Raw genomic sequence first — 18,982 nt, 5'->3', positions numbered from 1 at the left:
CATGGACTCGATTACCCAGGCCCTTCTCGGTGCCACCGTTCAAGCGTCGTTGCTTGGCCGTTGGCAGGGCCGCAAGGCACTGCTGTATGGCGCAGTACTGGGCACGCTGCCCGACCTGGACGTGGTGATCGACTACGGTGATGCCGTCGCCGACATGACCTATCACCGGGGCTTCAGCCACTCGCTGTTCGTTCTCAGCCTGCTCGCCGTCGCATTAACCTGGCTGGCCCGGCGAATACGACCCGACCCGGGCTACAGCGGCATGCGCCTGTTTCTAACGGTCTGGCTGGTGCTGGTGACCCATGTCCTGCTCGATGCCTTCACCAGCTACGGCACCCAGCTGTTCTGGCCGTTGACCACGCCGCCGGTGGCCTGGTCCAGCGTGTTCATCATCGATCCGATGTACAGCGTGCCCCTGCTGCTGGCGGTGCTGGCCGGGGCGATCGTCGGTTTGAAGGGCCACAGCCCTCGCGTGCCTGTCCTGGCCTTGGTCGTGACGTCGCTGTATCTGGCCTTCACGCTAGCCGGCAAACAGATGGCCGAGCAGCGCTTGGAAAAGACGATGGCCAGTCACGGTCTCCAGGCGAACCAGCTGTACAGCGCGCCCACGCCGTTCAACAGCCTGCTCTGGCGCGTGATCATCATCCAGGATGACGACTACTACGAAGCGCTGGTGAGCTGGTTCGACGACCAGCCGCCAGAGCTGGTGCGCATCGACCGTGACGCGCGGCTCGCCGACGTCCTGCGCGATTCGCCGCAACATGCCCGGCTGCAGTGGTTCACTGGCGGCGTACTGCGTTACGACGAGATCGACGGTCAGTTGCTGGTGACCGATCTACGGCTCGGCATGACCGGCTTTCACCCCTTTCGCTTCGCCCTCGCCGAGCGCAGCGGCGAAGACTGGCAGTTGATCCCCTTCGTCGAGCGGCTGCCCGCCGAGCGCGGCGATATGAGCCGGCTCGAGCTGATCTGGCAACGTATATGGCAGCAGCAACCCGCGCTGCCGTTGGCCGAGTGGGCCGCGGAACTGAATCGGCATTGACTAGCGTCGACGCCTCTTCTGCCAGTGGCCGATCCCGTAGAGCGAGGCGCCAAGCGCCATCAACAGCCCAGCACGCAGCCAGGTACCCGCGCTTTGCTGGGACAACAGCAGCACACAGGAAAGGATCGCCAACAGGGGCAGGACGGTCGGGGTGCGAAAATGCGGCTCGGCGATCTTGTCCTTGCGCAGCACCAGCACCGCCACATTGGTGCTCATGAAGACGAACAGCAGCAACAGCACCACGGTCTCGGCGAGTGCCGTCAGCGTACCGGTCACGGTGAGAAGCATGGCCAGCAAGGTCGTTCCCATTATCGCCAGCCAGGGCGTGCGCCGCTTTGGCAGAACGCGGGTCAGCGGCGCAGGCAGCAGCCCTTCGTCGGCCATACCATAGGCCAAACGGCTGGACATGATCATGGTCAGCAGCGCGCCGTTGGCAACGGCCACCAGCGCCACGGCCGCGAAGAGCCAATCCGGCACGGCATAACCGGTGGCTCGTACCACGTCCAGCAAAGGCGCGGATGAATCGGCCAGCGTTGCCGGGGAAAGCACTGCCGTCGCGGCCATGCCGACGCCCATGTAGACCAGCCCGGCCGCCAGGAGCGCGCCGAACAAGGCACGAGGATAGTTGCGCCGAACGTCTTTGACCTCTTCGGCGACATTGGCGGACACCTCGAAACCGACGAACGAATAGAACGCGATCAGCGCCGCCCCCAGTACGGCAATGGCAGGCGAAACACCGGGCGTAAATTCCACTACGCGCGACGGCTCACCTTGCCCGCCCAAAAGGAAACGGCCGGCCAGTACCACGACGAACAACAGGCCCGACACCTCGATGACGGTCATCACCGCGTTGGCCCCCAACGACTCCTTGATGCCACGCGCATTGAGCAACGCGACGATGGCCAGGAACGCCAGTGCGGTGGGCACCGCCGGTGTATCGACGAAGGCACCCAGATAATCGCCAGCAAACGCCAGAGACAACCCGGCGGCGCTGGTCACCCCAGCCGCGAGCATGCAGAAACCCACGAGAAAGGACAGCAGCGGCTTGGCGAATGCGCGCTCCACGAACACCGCTGCGCCACCGGCTTTCGGGTATTTGCTGACCAGTTCTGCGTAAGACGCCGCGGTCAGCATCGCGAACCCCAAGGCGACCAGCAATGGCACCCAGACCGCGCCCCCCGCTTCGCCGGCAATCTTGCCCACCAGCGCGTAGACGCCAGCGCCCAAGACATCCCCGAGAATGAACAGAAACAGCGCCGGCCCGGTGATCGCCTGTTTCAGACGAGACTCGCCAGCGGCCCGTGCAGTGATTTTCATGGGCTGATCGCTCCGGCGCCGGAACGGACAGCGAGGAATGACGCGACCTTCATCGAGCATCTCCACAGCGTGCGACCAGGGCCGCGTTCCTGTTCTAGATAGGTGGAGCCTCGAAGGAGTTCAGCGCCATAAACGACGAAGCCCCGACATGATCGGGGCCTCGCTGCAACAAGACGCGGATATCAGGTACGGAAACGCGCCACCATTCCCTGCAGTTCGACACCGAGACGCGCCAGCTCGGCGCTGGCGCCAGCGGTCTGCTCGCTACCGCTGGCACTCTGCTCACCAATATCGCGCACACGGGTTACGCTCTCGGTGATGTTTTCGGCCACCGCACTCTGCTCCTCGGACGCCGCGGCGATCTGCTGGTTCATCTGCTCGATGGTGGACACCGAGTCGGTGATACGACCGAGTGCGATACCGGCTTCGCTGGCCAATTCAACAGTACGCTGGGTCAGCTCACGGCTGGTCTGCATCTGCTCCACGGCCTTCTGCGCGACCCGCTGCAGATTGCCGATCAGGCCTTCGATCTCTTCGGTGGAGTCATGCGTACGACGGGCCAAGGCGCGCACCTCGTCGGCCACCACGGCGAAGCCGCGGCCTTGCTCACCTGCGCGGGCGGCTTCGATCGCCGCGTTCAACGCCAGCAAGTTGGTCTGTTCGGCAACCGCGCGAATCACCTCGAGCACACTGCCGATGCGCCCACTCTCGGTGTTCAACTCTTCGATGGCATGCGCGGAATGCTCCACTTCGCCGGACAGGCTGTCGATCTGGCCGATGGCTTCCTTGACGACCAGATCTCCCTGGCGAGCCTGTTGATCAGCCTGACGTGCCGCCAACGACGCCTGCTCGGCATTTTGTGCCACTTCCTGCACGGTCGCGGCCATTTGATGCATCGCCGTCGCGACCTGATCCGTCTCTTCACGCTGCTTCTGTACACCGACACTGGTTTGCGCCGTGACCGCCGACAGCTGCTCGGCGGCGGAGGCGATCTGCCCTACGCTGCCGCCGATGCGGCCGATCAAGGTACGCAGACTTTCCGTCATGGCGTACATGGTTTGCTGCAGCTGCCCAAGCTCATCGCGGCGCGTGACCTTAGCCGACTGCGTGAGATCGCCGTCGGCGACCCGTTGCGCCAGCTGCACGGTGTAGCGTAGCGGCAGGACGATCATGCGGGAGATGGCGATAGCCGCTCCCAGCCCGAGAATCACGGCCAAGGCAGTGATCACTGCAAGCAGCAAGTAAGCGCTGGTGCGCTGAGCCTGCATCGCTTCGTTGGCACCCGCCAAAGCCTGGTCGGCGGTATCCAGCACACGCTGCGCCTGAGCGACCATGGTGCCTTCCAGGGCGATCCTCTCGGAGCGGTTGCGACGGAACTCGGCAAAGGCCCGTTCGTAGGCGGCGAGCGCTGCGAGTGCGCCATCCATGGTGGCTTTCTGATCGTCGTTGAGCCACGTCTTCAGCCCTTCGCCGGTCCTGGTCACATCGCCGTAGGTCTCGTTCCAGCTATCGACGGCCTCCTGGGCGTTATTGCTGAGGAAAACGTTCTCGAATGTGCGCAGATCGAGGATGCGCTTGGTCAAGCCGGAAGCGGCTTCAGCAAGGGTCAACGGGTCGCTGCCCTTCAGATGATCGCCTTCAAGGCGCAGCACCCGGACCGCGTCGTACATGTCCAGCTCGATGTATTCGAACTCCTCGCGACTCTTCTGCGCGGCATCGCCCATGCTCCCGCGCAACTCGACGCCCTTGCCGATCAGCGCGCGATAGTTGTCGAATTGCTGAGCGTAGTCTGCTGCATCGCTTCGAATCCGCTGCAGCAACGCCTGCTCGTCAGTATCAGAAATCGCGGAAAGCCCATCCAACCGTTGATTGAGCTGGTCCAGCGTGGCGCGCAGCGCCGCAGCGGATGCGTCACTGCGGGTCAGGGCGTAATCACGCTCCTGACCGCGCGCAGCGAGGATCGCGGCGTTGATGGCGGCGAGCTGATTCGTCTGAGAAGAGCGGATCAGAATCGAATCCACGGCGAAGAAACCGGTACCGGCGACGCCCAGGGTCAGCAGCAGCACCATGGCAAAGCCGAACAGCAACTTTTTGCCCACGGAAAGGTTGGTGAATATATCGACAGACTGCATCAGAGAATTCCCTTGAAAATACGCGCACGTCATGAAGTCGGCCGTGATCGACCAAAGTTGAGCGCGAAAACAGCGCGATTTAACCAGGCGTCGATAGCCAATAGCCAGCTATCAGTCCATCTAATCGCCAGAACGTGCAGTGGTTTTCAGGAACACCCATTCAGTGCTGTTGCAGATGCCCATAAAGCTTGGCGTAAAGCCCGCCGTCGGCGATCAGCTGCAGATGGTCGCCCTGCTCGGCGATGCGGCCACCATCGAACACCAAGACGCGGTCGGCCTGCTTCACCGCAGATAGGCGATGGGCGATGATCAAAGTGGTGCGCCCTTGCAGAAAACGGTTCAGCTCCTGATGCAGCGCATATTCGGTGGCGGCATCCAGGGCGGAGGTCGCCTCGTCGAGAATCACCACTTTGGGCTCAGCCAACACCATCCGTGCCACCGCCAGCCGTTGCCGCTGGCCACCTGACAGGCGCACGCCGGAACGACCGACAATGCTGTCGAGCCCCGCCGGCAACTGACGGATGGTTTCGGCCAGTTGCGCGATCTCCAGCGCCTGCCAGCAAGCCTGATCGTCGCGTTCGCGCCCCATCAGCAGATTGGCGCGCACCGTGTCGTTGAACAGCGCAGGGTGCTGCAGCACCACCGCAACATTGTCGCGTACCGTACCCAGGCCGATGTGCTTGATATCGATTCCAGCAAAACAGATCTGTCCCGCTTGCGGCTGATACAGGCCCAGCAGCAGCTGCACCAAGGTGCTTTTTCCGCCACCGCTGGCGCCGACGATGGCGACCTTTTCACCCGCGGCGATCGAAAGGTCCAGACCTTCGAGTACCGGTTCGTCCTGATAGGAGAAGCGCAGCCCACGAACGTCGATGTCAACGGTGTCCCGCCCCACGAACGGGTCCTGTCCGCCGACATATTGGGGTTCATCGGCACGTGCCAGCAGCTGATTGATGCGGCTGAGCGCGCCGCCGGCGGCATAGAAGGCGTATTGCAGATTGAGCAACTGTTCCACCGGCCCGATCATGAACCAGAGGTAGCTGAACACCGCCAGCATCTGGCCGATCGACAGGTCGGAAAACAACACGGTGAGCATCGCCGCGGCACGGAAAATGTCGATGCCGAACTGGAACAGCAGGCCACTGGCGCGGTTGGAGGCGTCGGTCTTCCATTGCGAGGCCACGGCGTAGTCGCGCACTTCACGCGCGCGCAGCCCAAGCCGGCCAAGAAAGAAACCCTGGCGATTACCGGCCCGCACTTCCTGGATTGCATCCAGGGTTTCGGTGAGCGCTTGGGTAAACAGTGAGGTGCTGTCGTTCTCCAGCTTCTTCAGGTGTTTGACGCGTTTACCCAGTTGCACCGTGGCGTAGATCACCAGCGGATTGAACAGCAGGATCAGCAGCGCCAGTTGCCAGTGCATCCAGAGCAGGATCGCCGCCGTACCGGCAATTGAAAGCAGCGCTACCAGCAGCCGGCTGAGGGTCTCGCCGATGAATTTGTCGATGGTCTCCAGATCAGTGACCAGATGCGCGGCGACCGTCCCGCCGCCAAGGCTTTCATACTCGCTCAGCGCGATACGTTTGAGCCGTTCGATCAACCGCACCCGAATGCGGTAGACCAGGTCCTTCGACAGCCGCGCGAATAATCGCGCCTGCAGCACGTTGAAAATCAACGCCGAGGCCCGCAGCAGCAGCGTCGCGCAGAGCATCAGGCCGATATAGCCAATCGCCGTCTGCCAGCCCGTCGGCAGAAACCTGTCCATTATCTGCAGCGCCGTATCGCCCTGCCCCAGCAGCACCTCGTCGACCAGCAGCGGCAACAGCAAGGGAATCGGCACACTGCACAGCGTTGCCAACACAGCAACTAGATTGGCGAGGATCAGCGCCTTGCGATGATGCAGCGCGAGACGGCGGATCTCCGCCCAACTGAGCTGATCAGGCATGGGCGTTATGGTCCAGCCAACGCGCCAGCAGAGGTGACAGCACGTCGAGCGGCTGGAAGCCATTGGTCAACAGCGCCAGCTGACCGTTGTGCTCGGCAAGCAAGGTCGGGAAGCCGGCGATGCCGAGGTTCCGCGCCCAGTCGAAGTCAGCCGCCGTGGCATCGCGCACCGCCTGAGAGTCGAAACGGTCGGCGAACTCGATACGGGGTATGCCTGCCGCCTCAGCCAGATCAACCAATTCCGGCGGCATCGTGACGTTGCGCCCGTCGACATAAAACGCCCGTTGAATCAGCCCAACGAGTGGCCAGACCAGCTGCGGATCGAGACTGCGCGCCGCCACAAGCGCTCGGCAGGCGGGCTCGGTGTCGTAGACCAGACCGTCCGGCAGCCCCGCATCGAAGTTGAACGGCTGCCCGCTCGCTTCGTGCACCGCCTGCCAATAGGACAGGGTGCGTTCACGGCCGGCCTGATCCATGGCGATGCGCTCCTGGCGCAGGCCGCCGACCACCAGATCGGCACCGACCCCCTGAGCCTGCGCCTGGGCAATCAACGCCTGCACCACCGGCGCGAAGCCCCAGCACCAGGAGCACATCGGGTCCATCACATAGATCAGTCGAGTGCGCATAGGGGCTCCGGTTCTATCGGGTGGAGCGCAAACTGCGCACCGTCATCTGGCCCAAGCGGCTTTGGCTACGCGCCTTGTTCGCGGTAGTTGTGGCCGATCGGGTGCGGCTGATTGCGCTTGAGCGCCAGTTCGATCTGCTTCTGCCGCTCGCGCGCGCTGGTGCGCGTCTTCTCGCTGAGCGTATTCCAGCAATGCGGGCAGCTGATACCTGGAGCGTAGTGCTCCGATTGCCGGTCCTCCAGCGATATCGGTGTGCGACAGGCATGGCACTGGTCGAAATCACCCTCGCTGAGGTCGTGGCGCACGGTCACGCGGTTATCGAACACGAAGCAGTCGCCACGCCAGCGCGTCTCCTCCTGCGGCACTTCTTCGAGGTATTTAAGGATGCCGCCCTTGAGGTGATAAACCTCCTCGAACCCTTCGCCCAGCATGTAGCTGGAGGCCTTCTCGCAGCGAATGCCGCCAGTGCAGAACATCGCGACCTTTTTGTGCTTGGTCGGGTCGTAGTGCGCCTTGATGTAGTCGGGGAATTCACGGAAGGATTTGGTCTGTGGATCGATCGCGCCTTCGAACGTGCCGATGGCCACTTCGTAGTCATTGCGAGTGTCGATCAGCAGCACTTCGGGGTCGTCGATCAGTGCGTTCCAGTCCCGCGGCTCGACGTAGGTGCCAACACGCTGATTGGGGTCGACGCCCTCCACGCCGAGGGTGACGATTTCCTTCTTCAGCTTGACCTTGGTGCGATAGAACGGCTGTTCGTCGCAATAGGATTCCTTGTGGTCGATGTCAGCCAGGCGCACATCGGTGCGAAACCAGGCGAGTAGCGCATCGATACCTTCGCGGGTACCGGAAACCGTGCCGTTGATGCCTTCTTCGGCGAGCAGCAAAGTACCCTTGATGCCATTGGCATTGAGGGTTTCGAGCAAGGGCTCACGCAACGCGACGTAGTCCGGCAGGGAGACGAACTTGTACAGCGCCGCGACGACGATGTTCTGGGTCATGCGGGGAATTTCCTCCAGTGGTCACCCACGTAAAGGGCGGACCGGGAATGCGAAAACGACAACGCCGGCGTGAGCCGGCGCGGCGCGCATTCTATCAATAAACACGCATCAGGCACCAAGCGAAAGCCAGGTGGGTTGCTCAGCGCTTATTTGTGTCCACCGGCGCAGACCGGAGAGTCCGGTGCTGCGCCCTGCTTCGCCCACTCCTCGGGGGTATAGGTGTGCAGCGCGAGCGCGTGGATCTGCTGCATCAGTTCGCCCATGGCGGCGTATGCCTTCTGATGGCGCTTGACCGCATTGAGGCCGGCGAATTGCTCGCTGACGATCACCGCCTTGTAGTGCGTCTCCTGCCCACGGCTGTGCATGTGGCTTTCATCCAGCACCTGCAGATACATGGGCTGCAGGGCTGCCTGCAGGGTATTTTCAATGACGAATAGTTTGGACATGCCTGACAGGCTCCCTCAAGGCTTCTTCTGGGTATCGAGTTCGGCTGTCATTTCAGCCAGCAATTTGTTCACTTGGGGCACGGCATTCTGCAGCTTGGTCTGGGTCACCTGCGCCGAACGCGCGTTGAGCTGCGGCAGCTGCGTAAGCATCTTCTTGCCCAGTTCGGATTCGTAGAATTCATTCAATCGAGTGAGCTCCGGCTCGCTGAACGTCTCGGTGTACAGTGCCACCAGATCAGGTTTGACCTCTTCCCAGCCGATCGCCTTATCCAGCGCCGCGTCGGCCTTGGACTGGTAACTTTCCAGCAACCCTCGTTTGCTTTCCGGCGCCTGGGTCTGGGCGAACCGCTCGGCGAACATCTGCTGAACCTGGGCGTATACCGGTACCGCGATACGATCGGCATTGACCAGTTCGAGAAAGCGCTCAGCCTGAGCCGCATGGCTGCGGCTGTCAGCGCTGGCATGCCCCACGAGCAGTGTGATCGACAGGACGCCACAAAGGCCGAAGGCACGAAGCCCGGAAGTATGAAGAGCGCGCATTGGATGATCCTTGCCGAACGATGGATGAACTCAATGGACACATTCTGCGCGCGGAGTTCCAATCGCTCAAGGAACAGTCAGGCTACCCATTGAACCAGTGCCATCAGCTGACGACCTAACAGGAAGACCTCATAGATGGAGTACGGCATGACACGCACCGAAACCGATAGCCTAGGCCCTGTAGAAGTACCGGAACAGGCTTACTGGGGCGCACAGACACAGCGTTCACTGATCAACTTCGCCATCGGTGATCAGCGAATGCCACTTGCCGTATGCCACGCGCTGGCATTGATCAAGAAGGCTGCGGCGCGGGTCAACGACCGTATCGGTGATCTGCCGCCGGATATCGCACGCCTGATCGAGCAGGCGGCCGATGAGGTGCTCCATGGCCAGCACGACGACCAGTTTCCACTGGTGGTCTGGCAGACCGGCAGCGGTACCCAGAGCAACATGAACGTCAATGAGGTGATCGCCGGACGCGCCAATGAGCTCGCCGGCGGAGCGCGTGGAGGCAAGAGCCCGGTGCATCCCAACGACCACGTCAATCGCGCGCAAAGCTCCAACGACTGCTTCCCGACCGCCATGCACATCGCCATCGCGCGGGCCGTCCATCACGACCTGCTGCCGGCCATCGCCGAGCTGTCTGGCGGTATCGCCGAGCAGGCGGCGCGGCACGGCCAGTTGGTCAAGACCGGCCGCACGCACATGATGGACGCGACACCGGTGACCTTCGGTCAAGAGCTGTCGGCCTTCGTCGCCCAGCTGGATATCGCCGAGCAGGCGATTCGCCACGCCCTGCCCGCAGTGTTCGAGCTAGCCCAGGGCGGCACGGCTGTCGGCACCGGGCTTAACGCGCCGCACGGGTTTGCCGAAGCGATCGCCGCCGAGCTGGCCGCACTGTCGGGCCTGCCCTTCGTCTCAGCGCCAAACAAGTTCGCCGCGTTGGCCGGGCATGAACCGCTGGTCGCTCTCTCCGGCGCGCTGAAAACCTTGGCCACCGCGTTGATGAAGATCGCCAACGACCTGCGGTTGCTGGGCTCGGGCCCACGCGGCGGTTTCGCTGAAGTGCGGCTGCCCGCCAACGAGCCGGGCAGCTCGATCATGCCGGGCAAAGTCAATCCGACCCAGTGCGAAGCGTTGTCGATGCTCGCCTGTCAGGTGATGGGCAATGACGTGACGGTGGGCTTCGCCGCCAGCCAGGGGCATCTGCAGCTCAACGTGTTCAAACCGGTGATCGTGCACAACCTGCTCGAGTCGATCCGGCTGCTGGCCGACGGTTGCCGCAACTTCAATACGCACTGCATCGTCGGAATGGAGCCGGACGCCGCGCGCATGGCCGAGCATCTGGAGCGTGGGCTGATGCTGGTGACCGCGCTGAACCCGCATATCGGTTACGACAAGGCAGCCGAGATCGCCAAAAAGGCTTACGGTGAAGGGACCACGTTGCGCGAAGCTGCGTTGGCGCTAGGCTATCTCACAGACGAAGAGTTCGATCAGTGGGTGCGCCCGGAAACCATGCTGGAATCCAGTCGCAGCTAGACGCTGACCAGCGAGCCGATCAGCCATAAAAAACCCGCGCTATCTGGCGCGGGTTTTTTGTTGGCGCTTGCGGAGAAGACTCAGCGCACCGCTTCGAACAGGCCCGAAGCGCCCATGCCCCCGCCAACGCACATGGTCACCACGCCGTAACGCAGGTTGCGGCGCTGCAATTCGCGGATGAGATGGCCAGTGGTGCGCGAACCCGTCATGCCGAACGGGTGGCCAATGGAGATCGAGCCGCCGTTGACGTTGAACTTCGCGTTGTCGATTTCCAGCGTGTCGCGGCAATACAGGCACTGCGAGGCGAAGGCTTCGTTGAGCTCCCAAAGGTCGATATCGCTGACTTGCAGGCCGCGCGCCTTGAGCAGACGCGGCACCGAGAAGACCGGGCCGATGCCCATTTCTTCCGGCTCGCAGCCGGCCACGGTGAAGCCGCGGAAGAACGCGCGAGGTTTGAGGCCGAGTTCGAGGGCCTTGTCCAGGCTCATCACCATCGTCATCGATGCGCCATCCGACAGTTGCGAGGCGTTGCCAGCCGTCACCGATCCGTCGTCAGCAAACACCGGCTTGAGGCCTGACAGGCTTTCGAGGGTGGTATCCGGGCGGTTGCAGTCGTCGCGATCGACCACACCCTCGTGCTCGGTGCGCTCGCCGGTGTTCTTGTCCTCGGTGAAATAACGGACGTTCATCGGCACGATTTCGTCCTGGAACAGCCCTTCCGCCTGGGCGCGTGCGGTGCGCTGCTGGCTCTGCAACGAATAGAGGTCTTGCTGCTCGCGGGTCACGTTGTAGCGACGCGCGACCATTTCGGCGGTCTGGCCCATACTGTGGTACAGCCCCGGCACCCGCTCCTGCAGGATCGGGTTGTACAGGTTGTCGGTGTTCTTGCTCTTGGCCGTCATGGTGATCGATTCGACCCCACCGGCGACGATGATGTCACTGCAGCCTGAGGCGATCTGGTTGGCGGCGATGGCGATCGATTGCAGGCCGGACGAGCAGAACCGGTTGAGCGTCATACCGGCGCATTGAATGCCCAGATTCGACAGAACCGCGACGTTGCGGCCGATGTTGTAGCCCTGCGCGCCTTCGTTGGAGCCGGCCCCGACGATGCAGTCCTCGACCAGCTTGGGGTCCAGGCCGTTGCGCGACAGCAGTGCATTGACACAATGCGCCGCCATGTCATCAGGGCGGGTCATGTTGAACTTGCCGCGGAAGGACTTGGCCAGGCCGGTCCGTACGCTGTCGACGATCACTACTTCACGCATGGCATACCTCGAATGGTTGGGCGGACCGCGACGACTGCGGCCGGCCTGTTGACGATGGCCCGAGCATAGTTCCAGCCATTTGCCGAAGGCGACGACCATTCAGCGGGGATATGGTCGACCATCGTGCGCCCCGCTCGCCGCCCGCTCAGCGGATCGCGGCTTCCAGCGCGTCATTGAGGGTGCGCAATACCTTGACCCGGGCGAAGCGCTTGTCGTTGGCCTCCACCATCGTCCAAGGCGCGATTTCGGTACTGGTGCGGTCGACCATGTCCGCCACCGCATGGCCGTAGTCGTCCCATTTGTCCCGATTGCGCCAGTCCTCCTCGGTGATCTTGAAGCGTTTGTGCGGGGTCTTCTCGCGCGCCTTGAAACGCTCCAGCTGCGTCTCCTTGTCGATCGACAGCCAGAACTTCACCACCACCACGCCAGCCTCCACCAGTTGCTCTTCGAAATCGTTGATTTCGCTGTAGGCACGCAACCATTCGTCCGGCGAGCAAAAGTCTTCGACCCGCTCGACCAATACCCTGCCGTACCAGGACCGGTCGAAGATGGTGAATTGCCCGCGCGCCGGCACGTTACGCCAGAATCGCCACAACCACGGCTGGGCACGCTCGTCCTCGCTGGGCGCCGCGATCTGCACCGTGCGATACAGGCGCGGATCCAACGCGCCGGTGACACGACGGATGGCGCTGCCCTTGCCCGCAGCATCGTGGCCCTCGAACAGTGCCAGCACGCCGCGCTTGCGCAGGCGATGATCGCGTAGCAGCCGGGAAAGGCGTGCCTGTTCTTCTACCAGCTGTTCCTTGTACGCCTCCTTGTCGAGCTTCTGATCGAGATCGAGACTACGGAGCAGGCCCAACCGATCGATGTTCAGCTCGACCGGCGCGGTGTGTGGCTGCACGGGCTGCTGAGCGGCCGCATCCAGCGCGGCATTGAGGCCTTCGAGCAGCAACCGCCCCGCGGTCAGGCTACGATAACGCTCGTCGCTGCCCTCGATGACGTACCAGGGCGCAAAGTCCCGACTGCTACGGCGCAGGATCAGCTCACCGTATTTGACGAACCGGTCGTAGGTCTTCGATTGTTGCCAATCCAACGGGCTGATTCGCCAGCTATGCAAGGGGTCGTCCTTGAGCGAATCGAGGCGCTGACGCATGCGGTCCTTGGACAGGTGAAACCAGAACTTGAAGATCAGCATGCCCTCTTTGCAGAGCATGCGTTCAAAACGCTGGGCCCGGTCGATCGCCAGTTCGAGATCGGGCTTCTTGATCCGACCGTGAACCCGATCCTCGATCATCTTGCTATACCAGTTACCGAAGAAAATGCCGGTTTGTCCCTTCGGCGGCAAACGGCGCCAATAACGCCAAGCTGGCGGATGCGAGAGTTCTTCATCGGTCGGCACATCGAAGCTGTCGACGCGGATCAAGCGCGGGTCCATCCATTCATTGAGCAGCTTGATCGTCTCACCCTTGCCCGCCCCTTCGATGCCGTTGATCAGGATCAGCACTGGAAAGCGCGCCTGCTCCCGCAGCCGATATTGGGCTTCGAGCAATGCTTCGCGCAGGGCGGGCACTTCCGCGTTATAGGTCGCCTTGTCGATGGTGTGGCCGATTTCCGCGGACTCGAACATCGTGTTCTCCAAAATGACTGCAGCAACCCCGAAGGGCTCTGTTCGGAAGACGCAGCCAAGCGACTTACAGCCCGTCATCCAATAAAGCATCGTATATCGATGCGACAAAGCGTACCCGCAATGGGTTTCCCGCCACTGCTAGAATCGCGCCTTTCGCATCCTTCCTAGGAACCGCCTGATGCCCGCCCCTGACACTCCCGGCTTCCAGCCCGCCGAGCTCGATTGGGATGAGAACGGCCAGCCGCAATCGCGCCTGTATGGCGATGTGTACTTTTCACGCACCTCCGGCATGGCAGAAACCACACATGTATTCCTGCAGCCAAACCGACTTGCCGAGCGTTTCGCCGCGCTGCAGGCCGGGGAAGGATTCGTCATCGGCGAAACAGGTTTCGGCACAGGACTGAATTTTCTCTGTGCCTGGGCGCTGTTCGAGCGTACCGCGCCAGCGGGAACCAAGCTGCATTTCGTCAGCGCCGAAAAGCACCCTCTCGCACCCGACGACCTTCAGCGCGCCCTGGGCCTGTGGCCCGAGCTGCAGACGCAGACGCGGCAACTACTGGATCAGTACGTGGCGATCAACCCGGGCTTTCAGCAGTTTCGCTTCGGCCGGGTGGTGCTGACCTTGCTGGTGGGCGATGCACTCGAGTGCCTGAGCGCGTTGGATGCCCAGATCGATGCCTGGTTTCTCGATGGCTTCGCCCCGGCCAAAAACCCGGACATGTGGCAACCCCCACTATTTACCCAACTGGCGCGGCTGTCGGCCCCGGGCGCGACGTTAGCGACCTTCACCAGCGCCGGTAGCGTGCGTCGGGCGTTGAAGAATGCCGGCTTCGAGATCGAGCGAATCCCCGGTTTCGGCCAAAAATGGGAAAGCCTGCAAGGCCACGTCATCGCGGTATCGCAAGAACCGGACAAGCCCTGGTTCGCGCGCCCCTCGTACAAACCGGCACAACGCAGGGCTCTGGTCATCGGTGCCGGACTGGCTGGCTGCGCGAGCGCCGCCAGTCTGGCGGCCCGGGGTTGGCAGGTCACGGTGCTGGAGCGACACGGCGATATCGCCCAGGAGGGTTCTGGCAATCCTCAGGGGGTGCTCTATCTCAAGCTATCGGCTCACGGCACGGCGCTTTCGCAATTGGTGGTCAGCGGTTTCGGCTATACACGCCGGCTATTACGCAACCTGCAACGAGGGCAGGATTGGGACGCCTGTGGCGTATTGCAGATCGCTTTCGACGACAAGGAAGCCGCGCGACAAACCGCACTCTCCGACGCCTTTTCGCCCAGCCTGCTGCATGCCGTCGAGCGCTCGGAAGCCGAGCGGCTGGCCGGAGTGGCACTGGACCATGGCGGCCTGTTCTACCCCGACGCTGGCTGGGCGCACCCGCCGGCATTGTGCCGGTGGATGCTCGATCAACCCGCCATCGAACTGCTGCGGCATCGACACCCCGTCGAACTACGCCGCGCAGAGGGTTGCTGGCAGGCATTGGACGGCGAACAGATACTGGCCGAAGCGCCGGTGGTGGTGCTGGCCGGCGCAGCTGACGTGGCGCGCTTCAGCCAGAGCGCCTGGCTACCGCTCAAGCGCATTCGCGGTCAGATCACCGGACTGCCGGCGACCGAGCAAAGCGCTGAATTGCAAACTGTGCTCTGCGCCAAGGGCTATGTCGCCCCGCCGCGCAACGGCATGCACACCCTGGGCGCGAGCTTCAATTTCGCCGACAGCGATCCCGCGCCAAGCGAAGCGGAACATCGCGCCAATCTGGAGATGCTCGAGGAAATTTCAGCCGATCTGTGTCAGCGCCTGCAGGCCGGTGCCAGCCCGATCGATCAGTTGCACGGCCGCGTAGCCTTCCGCTGCACCAGCCCGGACTATCTGCCGATCGTCGGCCCTTTGGCCGATCCCGCACCATTCGCCGATGCCTACGCCGTACTGGGCAAGGATGCTCGCCAGGTGCCCGACACGCCTTGTCCTTGGCTGGACGGCCTTTACGTCAACACCGCCCATGGCTCCCGCGGCGTGATCACCACGCCGCTGGCCGGCGAACTGCTGGCCGCCTGGCTCGATGGCGAACCACTGCCCGTGCCACGCACCATCGCCGAGGCCTGCCATCCGAACCGATTTCTGCTGCGCAAACTCATCCGCCGGACGGAGTGAACAGGCCTGAGCGGGCGCGCGCTCGAGCATGCGATCAACAGTCGAGGGACCAGCTGCATCACCGCTGATAGGGTTCGTCCCAAAAAGGACGGTTCGCTTCCGTTTCGATGTCGGCACGGCTCAGCCCGATGTCCTTGAGCATATCGTCGCTGAGCGCGGCGAGTTGCTGCCGCTGCCGATACAGCGCATGCCAGCGGCTTACTCGCTGCCAGACCGCACGCAGCAGCGCGGTAAGCGATACGCTGCGGCTGGCAGATAGATGAGCGGTTTTATCGAACTCGACATGGCTTTTCATGATGCACCTCCTGGTGGATGGCATCAGTGTCCAGCCAGCGTTATGATCAATCCAACGAATGTTGATGATGACATCCATCTCGGAGATTGATGAATGGCCAACTATCCCAGTATCGACGCCGAGCTGTTGCGCAGCTTCGTCGCCATCGCTGATCACGGGGGGTTCACCCGCGCGGCCGACGCTGTCAATCGCACCCAGTCGGCCATCAGCATGCAGATGAAACGGCTCGAAGAGGATGTCCTGCAACGCGCGCTTTTCGAGCGCGATGGTCGACAGGTTCGGTTGACTGCCGAGGGCCAGGTTCTGCTCGGTTACGCCCGGCAGATACTCAAGCTGCACGGCGAAGTACTGACCACTTTTCGTGAGCCGCATATGGTTGGGTCGGTGCGCATCGGTACCCCGGACGACTACGTGATGCGTTTTCTGCCCGGCATCCTTTCGCGCTTCGCGCAGGCCTATCCGCTGGTCCAAGTGGAGGTGCATTGCGAACCGTCGTTCCAGTTGCTGCAACGCAGCGATCTGGATCTGACCATCGTCACCCGCGAGCCAGGGTCCGAGATCGGTCAGTTGCTGCGGCGCGAACGGGTGGTCTGGGCCGAGGCGGCCGGCTTCAACGCCCACGAGCAACGGCCGATTCCGCTGGCGGTGTTCAATAGCGAGTGTTTCTGCCGCGCCTGGGCCTGCAATGCGCTGGACAGCCTGCGTATTCCGTTCCGAATCGCCTACACCAGCCCGAGCCTATCGGCATTGATGGCCGTGGTCGGCGCAGGCCTGGCCGTCACCGCGCAGATGCAGAGCCTGCTGACTCCGGATATGCGCCTGCTGGGCCCGGCCGAAGGGTTTCCGGAACTGCCGATCAGCAGCACGGTGCTGCTGCGCAACGATCGTAGCCAGTCGCAGGTCAGTGAAACATTGGCCGAGCATATCGTTGAAGGTTTCCGTCTCTAGTCGCACCGCCGCGACATCGAAGCGCAAACGGGCCTGGATCGCGAGCAACGGGCATCGCTGTCTCGGCCTGATCGATTGTCATCACGGCATGTTTTTCTCTCCTAAGCCGCGGTTTGCGCAAGCTTCGTGGTTTGACCTCACCGCATTTGTTTGTTTTGGTGTAAAGCCAAACTGACCGGACAGAACTCGATTCAGGCGGCGTCTGCAGCGCACCTGCTGTGCTGCAGACAGCGATCCAGAGCGGTACGCGCTGGTCTGAAAACCTGAACTTCAGGTTCCGTGCGTCAGTCACACTCCCCAACGGCAAAACCGGTAAGGACCTTATGTGCGGCATAGCTGGCGAACTTCGCTTCGACAATCAACCGGCCGATCTGGCCGCGGTTGAACGTATCACCCATCACCTGACGTCACGTGGACCCGACGCGTGCGGTTTCAACAGCCAGGGCCCTCTGGCGCTCGGCCATCGCCGTCTGAAAATCATGGATCTGTGCGAGGCGTCTGGCCAACCAATGATCGATTCGGCGCTGGGCCTTTCGATGGTCTTCAACGGCGCCATCTACAACTACCCCGAATTGCGCGCCGAGCTCGAGGCGCTGGGTTACAGCTTCTTTTCCGAAGGCGATACCGAGGTGCTGCTCAAGGGCTTCCATGCCTGGGGGGACGCCTTGCTGCCGCGGCTCAATGGCATGTTCGCCTTCGCCATCTGGCAACGCGACAAGCAAGAACTCTTCATCGCCCGCGACCGCCTGGGCATCAAGCCGCTCTATTTGTCGAAAACCGGCGACCGCCTGCGTTTCGCCTCCGCCTTGCCGGCATTGCTCAAAGGCGGCGATATCGCCGGTTTGCTGAATCCGGTGGCGCTCAACCACTACATGAGTTTTCACGCGGTGGTGCCGGCGCCGGACACGCTGATCGCCGGCATCGAGAAGCTGCCTCCGGGCACCTTCATGCGCGTCGATGCCACTGGCAAAACCAGCCAGCATCGCTGGTGGCAGTTGCAGTTCGGCGCGACGGAGGAGGAACAGCAATACAGTTTCGAGGATTGGCAGGAGCGGACGCTGACGACATTGCGCCAGTCCGTGGCGCTTCGCCAGCGGGCCGCCGTCGACGTCGGTGTGCTGTTGTCCGGTGGCGTCGACTCCAGCCTGCTGGTCGGCCTGCTGCGTGAGGCGGGCGCGGCGGACAATCTGCTGACATTCTCCATCGGCTTCGAGGATGCCGGCGGCGAGCGCGGCGATGAATTCAAATATTCCGATCTGATCGCCGAGCATTACCAGACGCGCCATCATCAACTGCGCATCCAGGAGAAAGAGATTCTCGAACGCCTGCCTGCCGCCTTCCAGGCGATGAGCGAGCCCATGGTCAGCCACGATTGCATCGCCTTCTACTTGCTGTCGCGTGAGGTCTCCAAGCATTGCAAGGTGGTGCAGAGCGGCCAGGGTGCCGATGAGCTGTTCGCTGGTTATCACTGGTATCCGCAGGTCGACGGCGCGCAGGACCCGGTCGCCGCCTATCTGGAAGCATTTCGCGATCGCAGTTACGAGGAATACGCCGAGACCATGCAGGAAAAATGGGTCAAGGGCGACTTCTCCGGCGATTTCGTGCGCCAACACTTTGCACAACCGGGCGCCGACGCCGCGGTCGACAAAGCCCTGCGGATCGACAGCACCGTGATGCTGGTGGACGATCCGGTCAAGCGCGTCGACAACATGACCATGGCCTGGGGCCTGGAGGCGCGGGTGCCGTTCCTCGATCACAACGTCGCCGAGCTGTCGGCGCGCATTCCTGCCAAGTACAAGCTGCCCGACGGCGGCAAATATGTGCTCAAGGAGGCGGCACGCAAGGTCATCCCAGCCGCCGTGATCGATCGACCGAAGGGCTATTTCCCGGTGCCCGGGCTCAAGCATCTGCAGGGCGAAACCCTGAACTGGGTGCGCGAGCTGCTGACCGATCCGAGCCAGGATCGCGGCCTGTACAACCCGACGATGCTCGAAAAGCTGTTCAGCGATCCCGAGGGTCAGTTGACTCCGCTACGCGGATCGAAACTGTGGCAACTGGCGGCAGTCAACCTATGGTTGACCGAGCAAGGCTTATAAATTCCCAATCGTGAC

15 protein-coding genes are annotated in these 18,982 nt (G+C 62.4%); 5 read left to right on the top strand and 10 right to left on the bottom strand.

The genetic code is table 11. The annotated features are described in order from the left end of the window. Position 1 precedes the first annotated feature (1 nt). Positions 2-1,042 carry a metal-dependent hydrolase gene (locus MCB86_RS20235; protein WP_239611995.1) on the top strand — a complete coding sequence of 347 codons (1,041 nt, stop codon included), beginning with the start codon at positions 2-4 and terminating at the stop codon, positions 1,040-1,042. Here MCB86_RS20235 and MCB86_RS20230 read toward each other — a convergent pair whose 3' ends face one another. The 7 genes from MCB86_RS20230 to MCB86_RS20200 form a co-directional block, all read right to left on the bottom strand. Further along, positions 1,043-2,359 (bottom strand): APC family permease, encoded by a 1,317-nt coding sequence (locus MCB86_RS20230; protein WP_239611994.1) that lies wholly within the window; start codon positions 2,357-2,359, stop codon positions 1,043-1,045. A gap of 182 nt (positions 2,360-2,541) precedes the next feature. Next, entirely contained in the window at positions 2,542-4,491 is a 1,950-nt protein-coding gene (locus tag MCB86_RS20225; RefSeq protein ID WP_045161392.1) for a methyl-accepting chemotaxis protein, read from the bottom strand. Positions 4,492-4,651: 160 nt separating this feature from the next. Further along, a complete protein-coding gene (locus MCB86_RS20220; protein ID WP_196298647.1) occupies positions 4,652-6,442 on the bottom strand; it encodes an ABC transporter ATP-binding protein in 1,791 nt (596 codons plus the stop codon). Beyond that, positions 6,426-7,058 (bottom strand): DsbA family protein, encoded by a 633-nt coding sequence (locus tag MCB86_RS20215; protein ID WP_239611993.1) that lies wholly within the window; start codon positions 7,056-7,058, stop codon positions 6,426-6,428. The genes MCB86_RS20220 and MCB86_RS20215 overlap by 17 nt, the downstream gene beginning before the upstream one ends. A gap of 65 nt (positions 7,059-7,123) precedes the next feature. Continuing rightward, complete coding sequence (locus MCB86_RS20210) at positions 7,124-8,059, bottom strand: rhodanese-related sulfurtransferase (protein WP_239611992.1); 936 nt, start codon at positions 8,057-8,059, stop codon at positions 7,124-7,126. A gap of 146 nt (positions 8,060-8,205) precedes the next feature. After that, positions 8,206-8,505 carry a BolA family protein gene (locus tag MCB86_RS20205; RefSeq protein WP_045161387.1) on the bottom strand — a complete coding sequence of 100 codons (300 nt, stop codon included), beginning with the start codon at positions 8,503-8,505 and terminating at the stop codon, positions 8,206-8,208. Between the two features lie 15 nt (positions 8,506-8,520). Further along, positions 8,521-9,045, bottom strand: a complete 525-nt coding sequence (locus tag MCB86_RS20200; protein ID WP_239611991.1) for a DUF2059 domain-containing protein — start codon at positions 9,043-9,045, stop codon at positions 8,521-8,523. Between the two features lie 147 nt (positions 9,046-9,192). Here MCB86_RS20200 and MCB86_RS20195 point away from each other — a divergent pair, with 147 nt between their 5' ends. Next, entirely contained in the window at positions 9,193-10,584 is a 1,392-nt protein-coding gene (locus MCB86_RS20195) for a class II fumarate hydratase (RefSeq protein WP_045161732.1), read from the top strand. A gap of 80 nt (positions 10,585-10,664) precedes the next feature. On the opposite strand, the gene MCB86_RS20190 is transcribed toward MCB86_RS20195, so the two are convergent. After that, a complete protein-coding gene (locus tag MCB86_RS20190; RefSeq protein WP_239611990.1) occupies positions 10,665-11,849 on the bottom strand; it encodes a thiolase family protein in 1,185 nt (394 codons plus the stop codon). 145 nt (positions 11,850-11,994) lie between these two features. After that, positions 11,995-13,476 (bottom strand): polyphosphate:AMP phosphotransferase, encoded by a 1,482-nt coding sequence (pap, locus tag MCB86_RS20185; protein ID WP_239611989.1) that lies wholly within the window; start codon positions 13,474-13,476, stop codon positions 11,995-11,997. A 178-nt stretch (positions 13,477-13,654) separates the two neighbouring features. On the opposite strand from pap, the gene mnmC reads away from it, so the two are divergent. Then, entirely contained in the window at positions 13,655-15,628 is a 1,974-nt protein-coding gene (gene mnmC, locus MCB86_RS20180) for a bifunctional tRNA (5-methylaminomethyl-2-thiouridine)(34)-methyltransferase MnmD/FAD-dependent 5-carboxymethylaminomethyl-2-thiouridine(34) oxidoreductase MnmC (protein ID WP_239611988.1), read from the top strand. A gap of 58 nt (positions 15,629-15,686) precedes the next feature. Here mnmC and MCB86_RS20175 read toward each other — a convergent pair whose 3' ends face one another. Next, a complete protein-coding gene (locus MCB86_RS20175) occupies positions 15,687-15,923 on the bottom strand; it encodes a DUF1127 domain-containing protein (RefSeq protein ID WP_045161382.1) in 237 nt (78 codons plus the stop codon). 93 nt (positions 15,924-16,016) lie between these two features. On the opposite strand from MCB86_RS20175, the gene MCB86_RS20170 reads away from it, so the two are divergent. Both MCB86_RS20170 and MCB86_RS20165 read left to right on the top strand, forming a co-directional pair. Continuing rightward, positions 16,017-16,871 carry a LysR substrate-binding domain-containing protein gene (locus MCB86_RS20170; protein WP_045161381.1) on the top strand — a complete coding sequence of 285 codons (855 nt, stop codon included), beginning with the start codon at positions 16,017-16,019 and terminating at the stop codon, positions 16,869-16,871. Positions 16,872-17,194: 323 nt separating this feature from the next. Continuing rightward, positions 17,195-18,967 carry an N-acetylglutaminylglutamine amidotransferase gene (locus MCB86_RS20165; RefSeq protein WP_239611987.1) on the top strand — a complete coding sequence of 591 codons (1,773 nt, stop codon included), beginning with the start codon at positions 17,195-17,197 and terminating at the stop codon, positions 18,965-18,967. Positions 18,968-18,982 lie beyond the last annotated feature (15 nt).

This window comes from Pseudomonas sp. KSR10 (genome assembly GCF_022355455.1).
Classification (GTDB): domain Bacteria; phylum Pseudomonadota; class Gammaproteobacteria; order Pseudomonadales; family Pseudomonadaceae; genus Stutzerimonas; species Stutzerimonas stutzeri_E.
The sequence above is the reverse complement of the archived record's forward strand: the minus strand, read 5'-3'. Positions and strand labels throughout refer to the sequence as shown.